This is a genomic window from Flavobacterium hankyongi, from assembly GCF_036840915.1.
GTDB classification, from domain to species: Bacteria; Bacteroidota; Bacteroidia; order Flavobacteriales; family Flavobacteriaceae; genus Flavobacterium; species Flavobacterium hankyongi.
In genome coordinates, this window is sequence record NZ_CP085725.1 from 1500675 (window position 1) to 1517358 (window position 16684).

12 protein-coding genes are annotated in these 16684 nt (G+C 31.3%); 11 read left to right on the forward strand and 1 reads right to left on the reverse strand.

Annotated elements, in window-relative coordinates:
- Positions 1-63 precede the first annotated feature (63 nt).
- Positions 64-2205 carry a TonB-dependent receptor gene (locus LJY17_RS06970; RefSeq protein ID WP_264543125.1) on the reverse strand — a complete coding sequence of 714 codons (2142 nt, stop codon included), beginning with the start codon at positions 2203-2205 and terminating at the stop codon, positions 64-66.
- A gap of 445 nt (positions 2206-2650) precedes the next feature.
- Between LJY17_RS06970 and LJY17_RS06975 the strand changes: the two genes are divergently transcribed.
- The 11 genes from LJY17_RS06975 to LJY17_RS07025 all read left to right on the forward strand — a co-directional run bounded on the left by LJY17_RS06975 (position 2651) and on the right by LJY17_RS07025 (position 16607).
- Positions 2651-3931 (forward strand): chloride channel protein, encoded by a 1281-nt coding sequence (locus LJY17_RS06975; RefSeq protein WP_264543126.1) that lies wholly within the window; start codon positions 2651-2653, stop codon positions 3929-3931.
- A complete protein-coding gene (locus LJY17_RS06980) occupies positions 3931-4545 on the forward strand; it encodes an HPP family protein (RefSeq protein ID WP_264543127.1) in 615 nt (204 codons plus the stop codon). Before LJY17_RS06975 ends, LJY17_RS06980 begins: the two co-directional genes overlap by 1 nt.
- Positions 4535-4921, forward strand: a complete 387-nt coding sequence (locus tag LJY17_RS06985) for a VOC family protein (protein ID WP_264543128.1) — start codon at positions 4535-4537, stop codon at positions 4919-4921. Before LJY17_RS06980 ends, LJY17_RS06985 begins: the two co-directional genes overlap by 11 nt.
- A 4-nt stretch (positions 4922-4925) precedes the next feature.
- Entirely contained in the window at positions 4926-5807 is an 882-nt protein-coding gene (locus LJY17_RS06990; RefSeq protein ID WP_264543129.1) for a tetratricopeptide repeat protein, read from the forward strand.
- 79 nt (positions 5808-5886) lie between these two features.
- Positions 5887-6423, forward strand: coding sequence for a plasmid pRiA4b ORF-3 family protein (locus LJY17_RS06995; protein ID WP_264543130.1), 537 nt, complete (start codon positions 5887-5889; stop codon positions 6421-6423).
- 80 nt (positions 6424-6503) lie between these two features.
- Positions 6504-7562 (forward strand): nucleoid-associated protein, encoded by a 1059-nt coding sequence (locus LJY17_RS07000; RefSeq protein ID WP_264543131.1) that lies wholly within the window; start codon positions 6504-6506, stop codon positions 7560-7562.
- Between the two features lie 187 nt (positions 7563-7749).
- A complete protein-coding gene (locus LJY17_RS07005) occupies positions 7750-7995 on the forward strand; it encodes a hypothetical protein (RefSeq protein ID WP_264543132.1) in 246 nt (81 codons plus the stop codon).
- A gap of 130 nt (positions 7996-8125) precedes the next feature.
- The gene (locus LJY17_RS07010) at positions 8126-9034 is read left to right on the forward strand and encodes an ABC transporter ATP-binding protein (RefSeq protein WP_264543133.1); all 909 of its coding nucleotides are present in this window, start codon (positions 8126-8128) and stop codon (positions 9032-9034) included.
- Between the two features lie 14 nt (positions 9035-9048).
- On the forward strand, positions 9049-9885 hold the full coding sequence (locus LJY17_RS07015) for an ABC transporter permease (RefSeq protein WP_264543134.1): 837 nt from the start codon (positions 9049-9051) through the stop codon (positions 9883-9885).
- A gap of 31 nt (positions 9886-9916) precedes the next feature.
- A complete protein-coding gene (locus tag LJY17_RS07020; protein WP_264543135.1) occupies positions 9917-12205 on the forward strand; it encodes a T9SS type B sorting domain-containing protein in 2289 nt (762 codons plus the stop codon).
- Between the two features lie 37 nt (positions 12206-12242).
- Positions 12243-16607, forward strand: a complete 4365-nt coding sequence (locus LJY17_RS07025; RefSeq protein WP_264543136.1) for a T9SS type B sorting domain-containing protein — start codon at positions 12243-12245, stop codon at positions 16605-16607.
- The last annotated feature ends 77 nt before the right edge of the window (positions 16608-16684 follow it).

Sequence of the window (16684 nt, forward strand, 5' to 3'; positions counted from 1 at the left end):
AAGGTAACTAATTTTACTTTAACAAAAAAATTTTGCTAATTTTTACAATCCTTACACAAACTTCTAAAGATTATCCAACTGATTCGTTTTCTTATCGTTACTAATCGTCCAAAAGAATCCTACAAAGAAAAATCTATCTGCTGTAGGTGTAATTGCTCTTCTATTGTATGTACCATTTGAGTCTGGAGTATTTGCATATTCGTAACCAAATACATTTTGTGTTCCCATTACATTTGAAACCGAGAAATACAATATTTTTTGTTGTGTTATAAGATAAGCCCAGTTAACACTTAAATTATTATACGTTTTAGTTTTACCATTCATAAAAGTTGACTCATTAGGATTGTTATATGGTCTTCCTGAATTGAACGTATGAGAAAAACCAACTTGTGACTTCCATTCTTCTATAAAATATTTGGTCACCAATGATGCATTGTGTGTCGCAACAAAACTTGGGGTTACTTGTGTAGTATAGTTTTTATAATCTCTTTTTGTATCGATGTAAGAATACGACAACCAATATTCTAAATATTTAATTGATTTACCATCTCTCCAAAAAACATCTAATCCTTTTGCATAACCAAAGCCATCGTTATTGAAATTACTGTTAAACATTGGCATTCCATTATCATACTTTATTAGATTCTTATAATCTTTATAGTAAAGTTCTGTACGCAACGTACGTTTGTTTTTTGTGTACTGATAATTAAAGATATAATGAGACGCTCTTTCGTTTTGCAATGAAGAATTATATTTTAAATAACTTTGATTAGGCGCTTGATCAAACATTCCGTAAGCAAATGAAAACTGACTCCCATCACTAACTTTATAAGCTAAAGAAGCTCTTGGTGAAATAGATGTTTCATTAAGCAAATTATCATTGGCTAAACGTACTCCCACTTTTGCAGCAAACTCTTTAGAGAAGAAAATATCAGCTTCACTATAAGCAGCAACAATGTTTTGATTGTAATTCACTTTTGCATTTACATTAAAACTTTCATCAAACTTTGTGATAAAGTAATCTGCACCAAAAGAAAGTTTAACTCTATCTGAAAAACTCTTTTTCAATTTTACTTTTAAATGAGAAGCATGTTCTTTATTTTCTATATCACCAATAATTAAAGATGTATTAGTTGCTCCATAACCGTAACTTAAACCTGTTGTTAACTGCCAATTACTTCCAAATTTCCCTTTATATGAAGAATTAAAGTAAAAGTTGTTGTTGTTAAGATTTACACGAGTTGGAAGTGGTGTATTAATTGATTCTTGGTTAACATCAAAACGAGAAGCATCAAAAGCAGCATACATTTTAAACATTCCAGAATTAAATTTGTATCGATACACTGTTTCACCAGATAAAGATTGAAAAGCTCTATTCCAACTTACATTTTGTGGAGCAACGGCTTGGTATGGAGCCAAATCTATATAAGCAGTGTTTACACTTATGGAGCTTTTCTCCCATTTTTTTGTATGGCCTAAACCTAATCCAACTGTCATTAGTGATATATCTGTTTGATCCTGTATTGGTTCTTCAATAGTATTTAACTGTAAAATACTTGAAAGTGCTCCTCCATACTCAGCTGAATAACCACCTGTTGAGAAAGAAATTCCGCTAAAAAGGAAAGGTGAAAAACGCCCTCTAGTTGGTAAATTATTTGTAGAAGCTCCATAAGGTTGTGAAACTCGTAATCCATCAACATAGGTTTGTGCTTCATCTGCTTCTCCACCACGTACAAATAATCTTCCACTTTCACCTACTGTTTGTGTTCCTGGTAGTGTTTGTAAAGCACCAACAATATCACCCGCAGACCCTGCTGTTGTAACAATATCAAGCGGTTTTAAAACTGAAACTCTTGCTTTATCTCCAGCTTCAAGAGTTCCTGCAGTAATAACCACAGCATCAAGCGTATTTACACTTGGACGCATTTTAAGAATAAGATTTTGTGATTTTTCAACTTCAATAACTAATTTAAAATCATCAAAAGCGAGTAAAGTAGCTACTAATATTTGCTGCCCTTTTTCGAAAGTAGTAAACACAAATTCCCCATTTGCATTTGTCATAACACCGTCATAAGTACCTTCGATGTATACGTTAACTCCTTCGAGTGGTTTGTTTTTATTATCGAACACTTTTCCCGAAACTGTTGTTTGAGCAAAGCTAAAAGTCGAAAATAAAGTTAAAATAAATGTAATTGTAGTCTTCATGGTTTTGTTTATTTGATGAAGCAAAATTGCAATCTCAATCGATACTATTAAATTTATAATTACTGAAATGTAGAATTTTGATACCGAATTGTAAATGCTCCATTTTTTTCTTTGAAATAAAACCAGTTATAAAAAACATATCCTATCAATACTATTATTAGCCTTTTCAGTATTACTAGCTCAAGATAACCTTACTCCTTATGACGGAAAATTGAACAAGGAATTAGCTGCCGATGAATATGGGATAAAGACTATTTTTCTATATTATAAAAACAGTATCAAATACTAAGGCAACTGCAGAAGAAAAATTGCCTTTAAAAATTTAAAAAGAGCTTGCATTAATTTAGATTTCAGTCAATTATTTTCAACTTTTAACTTTTTTTAAAATACTTTTTGAGGTTGAGTGCTTATTTTTGTAAACCAACATGGGTAGAATCTATTATTGATGAACAAAACAACACAACTTCGTAAAAATCATAAAGCAATTACTTCTCAAAAACTAATTATAGCTTCGGTGTTAATTGGTTTTTCGGCTGTATTTTTAGCTGTTTCTTTAAAAAAATTGACAGAACATTATGAAGAAATCCTATTTCATAAGGCAAATGCTAATTGGTTCTTATTTCTAGTTTTCCCATTATTTGGATTATCTGTAATTTATTTTTTACGCGAATATTTATTTAAAAAGAAAGAAAATAAAGGCATAAAAGAAATTTTTGAAAGCACTGGTTCTCCAACAAAGAGACTTCCAGTTTATAAAATTCCTTCTCACTTTTTTAATGGATTACTAACTGTTATTTTTGGTGGTTCTACAGGTATCGAAGTCTCGACGGTGGTAGCTTCGGCAGCAATTGGTTCTGTTGCGCAGCAAAAGGAGAATGTTTTTAAACGTCATAAAACCGAATTAGTTTGTGCAGGAATTGCAGCAGGAATTACCGCTTTATTTAACAGTCCAATTGCAGGGATACTTTTTTCTTTTGAAGTAATTTCGAGAAAAATATCTCGCTTTTATGCCATAACCATTACTATTGCTGTGGCTATTTCCTATACTTTCATTTTATTATTGGATGAAAAACCACTTTTTGAAGTAGTTATTACAACTTGGCACTTAAAAGCATTTCCTTATTTTATTTTACTAGGATTACTTGCAGGAGTAAATTCGGTATACCTTACAAGATGTGTCATCTATATAAAATCTAAATTTATTGAAATTGAAAAATATAGTACTAAAATTATAATTGGCTCATTAACTATTGGTGTTTCTTTACTGCTTTTACCTCAATTATATGGAGAAGGTTATCATGCGGTAAAAGAACTATTTTTTAATGCACAAAACTTAACCTTCTCAACATCATTTGCAGTTACCGTATTGGGAATCTTATTTTTAAAACCCATCATTACTTCGGTAACACTAGCATCTGGTGGCGATGGAGGTGTATTTGCTCCAAGTATGTTTTTAGGTGCATTTTTAGGGCTATTGGTAGCAGTAATTTTAAATACTTTCTTTAACGCTAATGTGATTCCTATCAACTTTATGGTAATTGGTATGGCTGCCATGCTTAGTGCTAGTATTCACGCTCCTTTCACATCAATTTTCTTAATTTGCGGACTAATAAACGACTACACATTATTCATTCCAATTTTAGTAGTTTGTTTAATTTCTAAAACAACTGCACAGTTTATTTATCCGTATACCGTTTATACATACAAACCAAAGAATATCAATTAATGCCAAAAAAAATTATTAAACGTGGTTATCGTAGGACAAAATATATTCTTTACAAAGAAACATTAGTTGATTTCAAAGAGCATTTTTGGGCCTTTGTTGGAGCTTTTGTTGGCATGGGAATTATTGCCTATTTGCAATATGATGCTTTTCCTAAAGAAGATTTTGTTTTTCTTATTGGTTCATTTGGTGCCTCATGTGTTTTAGTATATGGAGTAATTCAGAGTCCGCTCGCACAACCACGAAATTTAATTGGTGGACATATAGTTTCAGCAATAGTAGGAGTATCAATGGCTAAACTTTTCCCTGATATTATTTGGTTGGCTTCGGCTTTAGCGGTTGCTGGAGCAATCGTTTTAATGCAAGTAACAAAAACATTACATCCTCCAGGGGGAGCTACAGCTTTAATTGCTGTAACAGGGTCACCTACCATTTTAAAATTGGGTTATTGGTATGTTATAACACCAGTATTAACTGGAGCTACAATACTTTTATTAGTGGCTTTGGTCTTTAACAATATGACGTCCAACAGACAATATCCGACTAGCAAAAAGTTTACTAAATTTAAAAAGCGAATTAAACATAAAATTTCTTTCAAAAAAACAGATGAAAATTAACAAAATCCATCATATTGCTATCATTTGTTCTGATTATGAAAAATCAAAGCGTTTTTATACGCAAATTTTAGGTTTAGAGATTATTGAAGAAGTTTTTAGATCTGAAAGGAAATCGTATAAACTCGATTTGGCAATAAACGGAAATTATGCCATAGAGTTGTTTTCGTTTCCTAATCCTCCCGAAAGAGTTTCCAGACCAGAAGCATCGGGATTAAGACATTTAGCTTTTGAAGTAGATGATATAGAAAAAACTAGAAATTATTTACTTTCGTATTCAATAGAATGTGAAACAATAAGAATAGACGAATACACTGAGAAGAAATTTTTCTTTATTACCGATCCTGACAATTTACCAATCGAATTTTACCAAAAATAAAAAAATGAAAAAAGTACTTTTTATACTTACTGTTCTTTGTTCTGTAGCATCTCAAAGTCAAAGTTTCAATGACCGATTTAAAATTTTAATGCAATTAGGTTCAGATGCAAAATCAATGGATAACCTATTTAAAGAATGGAAACAAAAAGAACCTTCAAATCCTGAATTATATATTGGCGGATTCAATTTCTATTACCAAGAAGCCACTAAAGAAATAATGAGTCTAACACCTTCTCCTACTGAGAATCCTCAGTATGAAGTACAAGACTCTACAAAAAAACCTGTTGCTTACCTAGGAGGTCAAAAAACACAAAATGATTCTTTGTTTAATGTTTCACAAAACTTTTTAGTGGAAGGTATTAAGAAAAACCCAAAGCGATTAGATATGCGATTTGGGAAAATATATGCTTTGGGAACTTTTAATCGATTCAATGATTTTACGAGGGAATTACTTGAGACCTTAGAATACTCAAAAAAAATAAACCACAAGTGGTTATGGTCAAATAATGAGCCTTTAAAAGACGAAATTAATTTCTTAAAAGCTGCGGTTCAAGATTACCAAAACACTTTATATAAAAATAATGAAGATGGTAATATGCTTCAATTAGCTGAAAAAATGAATAGTATTTTCCCTAATGATCCTATTATTTTATGTACCCTTGGTTCTGCTTATCTAATGGATAATAAACTGGAAAAAGCACTTCCAATATTTGAAAAAGCGTATTCATTAAAATCTGATGACACTATCATAATTAACAATTTGGCTTTGTCATATTTCAACAATAAAGATTACAAAAACGCAAAACGTTTCTTCACTGTTCTTTTAGATAAAGGAGATGAAAATCAAAAAAAGCTTGCAAAAGAGAAACTTAAACAGATGGAATAAATATTATCAACAAATCGTAATTCATAATTAATAATTCGTAATTAATATTTTACCTTTGACCTTTCAATAATTCAAGCTTATGATTTACAAATTTAGAGTCATTTTAGATGCAGAAGAAGATATATTTAGAGATATCGCTATAGATGAAAATGATACTTTAGAGGATTTACACAATAGTATTGTAAATTCTTTTGATTTTGATGGCATGGAAATGGCTGCGTTTTACACTTGTGATGACAAATGGAATCAAGACCAAGAAATTCCTTTATTTGATACAGGTGACAATCCTGGAGAAGGATTAACAATGGCAGATTATTTATTGTCTGGTATGTTTGATAAGGACAGTACAAAAATGATTTATGTATATGATTTTTTCAATATGTGGACATTCTTTGTAGAACTTGCGGCTATTGAAGAACCAGAAAGCGGCGTAAGCTATCCTGATGTTTTATTTTCTCACGGAATTATGCCAATGACAGCTCCTGATAAAGAATTTGCTTCAGAAAAAGATGAATTTGGAAGTGAGTTCGAAGACGATTACGACGACGAAGACCTTGATATGTTTGAAGGAGATGATTCTTTCGAAGATTATGGATTCGAAGACAATTGGAACTAAAAAATTAAAATAAATTATTATAGAACCAAGATTTTAGATTTCTCTTTTTTCTTGGTTTTTTTATCTAAAATAGTATCAAAATGATAAATCTTTTTAATACCCACATCGACAATCTTTCTATTCATAGAGTTGGAAATAAAAGTAGAAATGAAGCTGTTTTTGTTTCAGAACAACCCTATGCACTAAATGATGAAATAATGCCTTTACTTAAAGAATTTTTCTTCAAACCGTTTAGAAGTGGCGAAGAAAACTACTATCAGTTTGCACATGATGTTGATTTAGAATACAACGAAATGTACAATTTGGCTTCAGAAATTTTCAACAACCCAAGCAATGTTCATGAAGTTTCTAAAAAGATTACAAAACACTTATTTGAGCAGTCTAATCATCCGCACATTAAAAACGGTGAAGTTTATATCGCTTATCTAACAAATGTTTCCATCGATAATAACCCTGTAGATGCAATTGGGATTTTTAAAAGTGAAATTAAAACCGATTTCCTTCAGTTTGAAGAGAAAGAAACAAATCTAGAAATGATTCTTCAACAAGGAATCAATCTTCAAAAACTAGATAAAGGGTGTTTAATTTTCAATTATAAAAAAGAAGAAGGTTACAAAATTTTAACAGTTGATAGCAACAGATATGATGCTCGTTATTGGTTAGAACATTTCCTTTCTGTGGATGCTTTTCAGGATGAGAACTTCATGACTAAAAAGTATTTAAAATTCTGTCAGGACTTTGCAAAAGATGTTGTTTTACCTGCAGAAGATAAAAAAGAAGAAGTTTTATTCATGAATCGTGCAGTAAATCACTTTGCTAAGAATGATAATTTTGAAGAAACTAATTTCTTAAATGAAGTGATTGATAATCCTGATTTGATTTCGGAGTTTAAAAACTATAAAATAGATAAAGGAGAAAAATACAGTATCGAAGATTTGACGACTTTCCCGATTGCAAATGCCGCAGTTACTGATGCGCGTCGTAAAATGAAAAATGTTATCGAATTAGATACAAACATTCAAATCAAATTAGACTTTGTAAATCCAGAGAGTGCTGAAAAATTTGTTGAAAAAGGCTGGGACGAAGAAAAACAAATGTATTACTACTTAGTATATTTTAATAAAGAACAAAAAAGTTAACCATCAACTTTTAAAACATAATAACCTAATCCTCAATACTTAACGTTGAGTATTTTTTATTTAAAAATTGATAATTTTGTAAGAAAAATATCAATTTATATATTAAGAATTACATTTAAACGATTTTTTTACACGCTTTATCGAAATATTTATATTTTTACATAACAATAATGTTAATACTCTAGTTATGAACAAGATGAGCTTCAAAGAAAAATGGTTTTCGAAAAAAATTTTCTGCTACCTTTTTGGTCATAAACTAGTTACAACACGAAAAGTTACAAATCACTTTAGTGAATATCAATGTGTTCATTGTCAGTTGGAGCTTACAAACGATATTAAGGGAAGTAAAACTTATCTTACTCCTGAATTGAAAGAAGTGAATGAAACTTTATTACAGTTTTATAAAAAAAAGCACCATCATTTATCAGCTTAGCATATTATTGTTCAAAATAACCTATTACCTCCTTAAATACCATGAATCCTCAACTCACAAGTTGAGGATTTTTTTTGTAACATTTATAAAACTATTTCGTCTTACTTTTATCAATCAAAAAACAATTATTTTGGAAACAATCTTAACAATTACAAATCTTAACAAGGTTTACAATAAATATGTTCATGCTGTAAAAAACCTATCTCTGGAAATACACAAAGGCAATGTTTATGGTATCCTTGGTCCTAATGGTTCTGGAAAATCAACAACACTTGGTATAGTTCTTAATGTGGTAAACAAAACATCTGGTGATTACCAATGGTTTGAAGGAAAGATGCAAACTCATGACGCATTAAAAAAAGTTGGAGCTATAATTGAACGTCCTAACTTTTATCCTTACATGACTGCTAAAGAAAATCTGGAGCTAGTTTGTAAAATAAAAAACATCCCTTTTACTAAAGTTCAGGAAAAACTAGAAATCGTTGGATTAACTGAGCGAATGAATAGTAAATTCAGCACTTTTTCTTTGGGAATGAAACAACGTTTAGCAATTGCTTCTGCTCTATTGAATGACCCTGAAATTTTAATTCTTGACGAACCAACAAATGGTTTAGATCCTCAAGGAATTCACCAAATTAGAGATATTATAAAACTTATCGCCTCTCAAGGAACTACAATTTTACTTGCCTCTCACCTTTTAGACGAAGTAGAAAAAGTGTGTTCTCATGTTCTTGTTCTCAGAAAAGGGGAAATGTTATATTCAGGAACTGTCGATGGAATGACAAATAAGCAAGGATTTTTTGAACTAAAATCTAAAGACAACAATGAACTAAAATCTGTTTTAGAACATCATTCATCAGTAGAAAAAATAACTGAAGAAGAAGGAAAGTTAATGGTTTATCTAAAATCAGATCTTGAATCAGAAGAACTTAATCAATATTTGTTTCAAAAAAATATTGTTTTACAACATTTGGTAAAACGTAAACATAGTCTAGAAGCACAATTCCTAGAATTAACAAACAATCATCAATCAAACTAACATCATCAATCAAAATGAAACGATTACTATCAATAGAATTTCAAAAAATATGGAAAAATAAAGCGAGTCGAGTATTAAGTATTGCTTACTTCGTTATTTTATCATTCATAGCACTTATTGCTTCTATAAAATTTGAAATAGGACCTATTAAAATAGACTTGGCAGAAACTGGCATTTTCAATTTTCCTTTCATATGGCATTTTAATACTTACATCGCAGCAATTCTTAAATTCTTTTTAGCTGTTGTTATAGTTTCTATGATGGCAAATGAATACAGCTATGGCACTTTAAAACAAAACTTGATTGACGGAATGAGTAAAGAAGAGTTCATAAAATCAAAGTTTTTAACTGTCTTAGCGTTTTCAGGAATTTCGACTGCATTTGTTTTTGTAATGTCGCTAATCTTAGGACTTTTATTTTCATCGTATAATGAATTTTCAATAATTTTTTCAGATTTAGATTATCTATTAGCCTATTTTGTAAAGCTTGTTGGATTTTTCTCATTCTGCTTGTTTTTAGGAATCTTAGTTAAACGTTCTGCTTTTGCATTAGGTTTCCTTTTAATTTGGAGTATTTTAGAAAATATTGCCTATGGAGTTTTAAAGTTCAAAATATTCAACGGAAGTGAAAAAGTAGATACAGCATTTCAGTTTTTCCCTTTAGAATCAATGTCTAGTCTGATAGTAGAACCGTTTACACGATTATCTTTTGTAAAAACAATTGGAACTCAAATAGGAGTTGAAAATACCAAAAACTATAGTGTTGATTATCTTTCGATTATTACAGTTATAGTTTGGACAGCAATTTTCATAATTTTATCTTATAAAATACTCAAAAGAAGAGATTTGTAGTATCTTTGCACGCCCAAAATGTGTAAAATACATGAAATCATTTTTAAAACTACTTACATTCTTAAGTTTTACAATTAGTAACGCTCAATACATTCAAGTTGATGATACTTATACAGCGCAACAACTTATTCAGAATGTCTTTGCAAGCAGTGGATGTGCAAATGTATCTAATGTAGTTGTTTCTGGAGGAAACTTTGGAGCAGAGCAAAGTTATGGTTATTTCAACCAAGGCACCAGTACATTTCCGTTTGCTAATGGTATAGTTTTAAGTACAGGAAAAGCAGTTTCTGCGATTGGTCCTAATACAGGAAACTCTAGCGAAGGGGATACTTCTTGGAGTGGTGATGCGGATTTAGAACAAGCCATTAGTGTTAACAATACAATCAATGCAACTGTCATTGAATTTGATTTCATTCCTTTTACAAACAATATAAGTTTTGATTATATTTTTTCATCAGAACAATATTTATCAAGTCCATCAGCAAATCAATGTGGTTATACTGATGGATTTGCGTTTTTACTTAAACCAGTAGGATCCTCAACTTATCAAAATTTGGCACTGGTACCAGGTACAAATATTCCTGTGAGTGTTAATACTATTAGAGGATCTGGAACAATTTGTCCTCCGGCAAACGAACCTTATTTTGATGCTTTCAACGGATTTAATCATCCAACAACTTTTAACGGTCAAACTAAAATTTTAAAAGCAAAATCAGTAGTAACGCCTGGAGTAACCTACCATATCAAATTAGTAATTGCTGACCAAGGAAATAATTTATACGATTCTGCTATATTTCTAGGTGGAGGAAGTTTTCAAAGTAGTACCGATTTAGGAGTAGATCATTTAATTACAACAAATAATCCTTATTGTGCAGGAGAAAATGTAACATTAAATGCAACACAACCTGGAACAAATACTTATAAATGGTTTAAGAATGGTATTGATACAGGAATTACAACACCAACATTCCCTGTAACGGATAATACTAATTCAAATGTTGTTACATATAAGGTAGAAGTTTTGATAAATGGTTCTTGTCTTTCTACTGGTGAAGTAAAATTGCAGTTTGCCGCTCTTCCCAATTTAAGTAATCAAGTTTTAGTCCAATGTGATGACAATAACGATGGTAGTGCTATTTTTAACCTTACAAAATTAGACAACTTAATAAAAAACGGCGACACTTCATTAGGAAATGTATCTTATTATGAAACTATTGGAGGTACAGCAATTGTCAATACAACATCATATACAAGTATTCCTAAGATTATTTATGCTGAAGTAGCAAATTCTAACGGATGTAAATCGACTTGCCAAATAAATTTACAAATTGCCAATAATCCTGTCAATTCTCCCGTTTCATACCAAAAATGTGATGAAGATGGTACTAAAAACGGAATAACAACCTTTGATTTAAATGCAGAAATAACTCCAATTGTAACAACTGGACTACCTTCAGGTTTAACAGTTCAATATTATTCTTCAAAAGTTAATGCTACAACAGAAAATAATGCACTTCCAAATAATTTTATAAATACAACTGCAAACAATCAAACCATTTTTGCTAGAATTATAAATGGTCCAGATTGCTATGGTTTAGTTGAAGTAAACTTAACAGTAAACTATCTGGATCCAATCAATTTTAATACCGAAACTTTTGGTATTTGTCAAGGAAGTCCTTTAACCTTAAGTGTTCCAAATATCTATAGCAATTATTCATGGTTAAATGTTGTAAGTACTACAAATGAAGCAACTATTTCTTCCTCTGGAAATTATTCAGTTGTAGTTACCGATGCTAACGGATGTAAAGCAACTAAAAACTTCATTGTTAAGACTTCTGCCCCTGCATCTAATATTAATGCAGAAATAACTGAGTTTACTGGCAATGAAAACAATTCAATTTTAATTACTTACACAGATAATGGAGGTAATTATGCATTCTCAATTGACCAAATAAATTATCAATCAAGTCCTTTATTTGAAAATGTTCCAGCTGGAGAGTATACTATTTCAGTTAAAGATCTAAATGGATGTCTTCCAACTCCAACAAAAACAATTTATGTTCTAGATTACCCTAGCTTTTTTACTCCAAACGGAGATGGTTATAACGATACTTGGGTAATTAAAAATATAAAAACGAAACCAAATACATTAATTAGCGTTTTTGATAGGTTTGGAAAGCTTGTAAAACAATTTAATTCTAATTCAGAAGGTTGGAATGGTACTTTTAATGGTCAAAATTTACCAGCAACAGATTATTGGTTTACTTTAACACTTACTAATGGAAATATAGTAAGAGGGCATTTCGCGCTTAAGAGATAAAAAACTATCTTTGGGGTTTTTGTTATATAAAAACCGCATGAAATCAAAGTTACTTTTATTAGCCTTATTTTTTAGTTTAAATTGTTTTTCTCAGTTTAGTAAAACACATTATATTCCGCCTTTATCAAATACCGATGCCTATGAAACATTAGGCCAATACATGTATATTTCTACTCCGAGTATTACAGATATAAATTATAGAGTAATCGCCATTGGAGGAGCCGTTACTACAGGAACTGTAAGAAGAGACAATCCTCAAACAGTATTTATTGGAACAGGTTCAGATACTCAATTATTAGCTAATGGCCATGATGTAAGTACAATTCTAAACGATAAAGGCTATATAGTTGAAGCTGATGATCTGATTTATGTAACTGTAAGATTGACCGCAGCTAGTAACAACCACGCTGGAGGATTGGTTTCCAAAGGACTGGCAGCATTAGGAACTCAGTTTAGAATTGGTGCTATGATAAATACTGGAATAGCTACAGATTCCAGACACTATACATTTGCTTCAATTTTAGCTACAGAAAATAATACGGTCATTTCTTTTAGTGATATAAAACCTGGGGTTATACTTAACAACAATACAGCAGCAGGCAATACTCCTGCGAATGTAACATTAAATGCTGGCGAAAGTTACATTATCTCTGCAGAAGGACCCCATCTACAAAATGCTGACGGCTTAATTGGAGCTTTAATATCTTCAACCAAGCCTGTGGCAGTAAATTGTGGTTCTTATGGAGGGTCTAATGGAACTATTAGCAACAACTCTGATATTGGTTTCGATCAAATTGTTTCTGCAGAAAGAACAGGAACAGAATATATATTTATTAGAGGTGATGGTGAAGATGTTATTGAACGACCAACAATTGTTGCAAACGAAAATAACACCGAAGTATTTTTAAATGGAAATACTACTCCTTTTATAGTTTTAAATGCTGGTGAATATGTAGCCTTAAATGGTTCTCAATTTTCTGTTTTAAACAACTTATATGTTAAAACTTCAAAAAAAGCTTTTGCATATCAAGGAATTGGAGGAAGTACACAGGCCAATCAAAACATGCATTTTTTACCTCCACTTAGTTGTGAAACTCCAAAAGCAATAAACAACATTCCTTTTATTAATTCAGTAGGCTCAAATCCGAGTTTCACAGGAACAGTTTGCTTAGTTACTGAAACAGGTGCTTCTCTAGATTTCATAATTAATGGTACAAACCATACTTTAACTAATCTTCCACCTGGAGTAGTAGCTAATGGTCCATTTAATGTTACAGGAAATCCATTATATCAAACCTATATGATAAATGGTTTAACGGGCAATGTGTCTGTATTTTCAAGTAAATCAGTTTATTTATCTTACTATGGTTCGTCAGGCGCAGCTACATATGGAGGGTTTTATTCTGGATTTACATTCAAGCCAGAAATATCATTCAATAAAATTACAGTAACATCAACTAATTGTATTCCTAATGTAAAACTAGCTGTAAATAGTATTACTTCATTTGACACTTTTGAATGGTTTTTTAATGGTGTTTTAATTCCTGGAGCAATTACTAATGAATACACACCAACCCAACCAGGGTATTACAAAGTAAAAGCTAGTATTTCTGGTTGTGGAACACCAATTGAATCAGATGAAATTCCAGTAAGTTCATGTCCTACTAATATTGATGGAGATTTAGCAAATGATAATATTGATATAGACAACAATAATAACGGCATTTTAAACTGCGCAGAATCTTATGGAAATCAAGATATCAATATTGTAAATCCAAATTCAGGACTTGTTTCTGTAGGAACTTACAATAATACCTTTACTGGATTAATTACTAATTCATTACCAACTGCAACAACACCATTTATTGGCAATGCAAATGGCAGTTTTGTAACGGAAATACCCGCAGGAAAAGGTTATTATGTATCATATAAACAAACCTATGCTCAACCTATAAATATAACTTTAGAATATCCATTAACTGCAAATGCAACTGATTTGATTAATGCTAATGCAGAATATGTTGTTAATGCTGATACGAATAAAACTGTAACTGTACTTAATCCAACAAATCAATTATTAATTGACACTAATTATGATGGAATTTATGAAAGTGGTGTTACAGAATTTTCATCATTTGAAATTCGTTTCAGATTAAATGGTAGTGTTCCATTAGCAGCAGGAACAGGAACATTTAAATTTCAATCGTATCAAACATCAACATTCAAAGTAACACACAAAAACTTACTTGATTCAACAGGCAACAAATCAACTTTTAAATTAACAGCTACTTGTGTTCCAAATGATACAGATGGTGATGGTATTCCAAATCAATTAGATTCCGATAACGACAATGATGGTATTTTAGACATCACAGAAGTGCAAGGAAACAATGCGCTTGCTTTATCAAATGCTGATACTAATTCAAACGGCTTAGATAATGCTTTCGAACCAGGCTTAACACCTGTCGATACTGATTTAGATTTAATTCCAGATTATTTAGATCTTGATTCAGACAATGATGGAATTACAGATTTAAATGAAGGAATTGTTGATACAGACAATGACGGAATTAAAAATTATAGAGATTTAGATTCTGATAACGATTTATGTAATGATGTTATTGAAGCAGGGTTTTTAGACGGAAATAGTGATGGAATTTTAGGAGCACTAACGCCCCCAACTGTCAACCAAAATGGATTGGTAACAAGCGGTGTAGGATACACAACTCCAAATTTAAATTATATTGTTTCTGCTCCAATAGAAATCACGCAACAACCACAGACAAATCCAACATGTGAATTAGAAACAGCTACAATTACTGTTGCTGACAATGGAGGAAATACTTATCAATGGCAATTATCTACAGATAATGGTGCAACATGGAGTAATTTATCAAACAACACTATATATTCAAATGTTACTACAAACACTTTGTCTGTAAACAACATTACTAATGCAATGAGTAGTTATAAATATAGAGTTCGTTTAGACAAAACAGGAAATTCTTGTGGATTATTATCAAATGATACTTCCTTATCAATCCTTGCACTACCTGTTGTAAGTTCACCTATTACGATTGTACAATGTGACGATAATCTTGACGGAATTGCAACAGTAAATTTAACAGTTAACAATTCTCAAATATCTGTTGATGCTGCAACACAAACATTTACTTATTACACGAGTCAAACGGATGCACAAAACGAAAATACAGCAACTCAAATTACAAATCCTACAGCTTATCTGAATTCTGCTTCCCCAGGATTTTTCACTGTGTGGACAAGAGTTGAAAATGCTAACGGATGCTTTAGAATAGCTCAGATAAATGTTCAGGTAATTACTACACAAATTCCTGCTTCATACACACAAACATTTAATGTTTGTGATGATTATATCGATGCAGCGAATCCTGATACAGACGGTTTCGCAACTTTTGACGTATCTTCAGTTACAATTGATTTAACAACTAACGTGCTTCCTGCAGGGACATATTCAATAAAATACTATAGAAATGTAGCTGATAGAGACTCACAATTAAACGCTATTGCAAATCCATCAAACTTTAGAAATGACATCCCGAATGCACAAGTAATATGGGCACGTGTCGATAGCTCAGTAAGTAATGCTTGTTTTGGTTATGCTAAAATAAATTTAGTTGTTAATCCTCTTCCAAGTATAGACTTGACTGATCAAGATTATATTTGTTCAGATAACCCATTATATTTAATTACATTAAACGCTGGAATCAATGATGGAAGTTCTACAGCAAATTACACTTATAAATGGTTTAAAAATACTGTAGAGGTAGTTGGTCAAACAGGTTCAACTTTACAAGTGAATCAAGAAGGAGTATATACAGTTGAAGTGACTACAAGTTTTAATTGCTCTAGAACAAGAACTATAACTGTTACCAAATCTAATGCTGCTGTTTTTCTTGGAACGACTATCATAGATTTACAAGAAGAGAATACGGTTACAATTAATGTTACAGGAGATGGTAATTATGTTTACAGCTTGGATAATGAGCTAGGTCCATTTCAAGAGAGTAATACATTTTACGAAGTTTCTCCTGGTATTCATACAGCTTATGTAAAAGACTTATTTGGCTGTAGAACTTCTCAAGAAACTGTAAACGTGGTTGGTGCTCCTAAATTCTTCACTCCTAATGGTGATGGATATCATGATCATTGGAATATTATTGGCTTTAGTAAAACATTTAATGCTAATGCCAAAATTCACATTTATAACAGATATGGTAAACTAATGAAACAAATAAGTGCTACTGATCAAGGTTGGAACGGAACATTTAATGGAGAACCTCAACCAGCTGATGATTATTGGTATACTTTAGAATTAGAAAATGGACGCACAGCAAAAGGACATTTTACTTTAAAACGATAAATTAAATCCCGACAATGTTCGGGATTTTTTTATTGAAAAAATCAAACATAAATATTTGAAAGAAAAAACGTATTTTT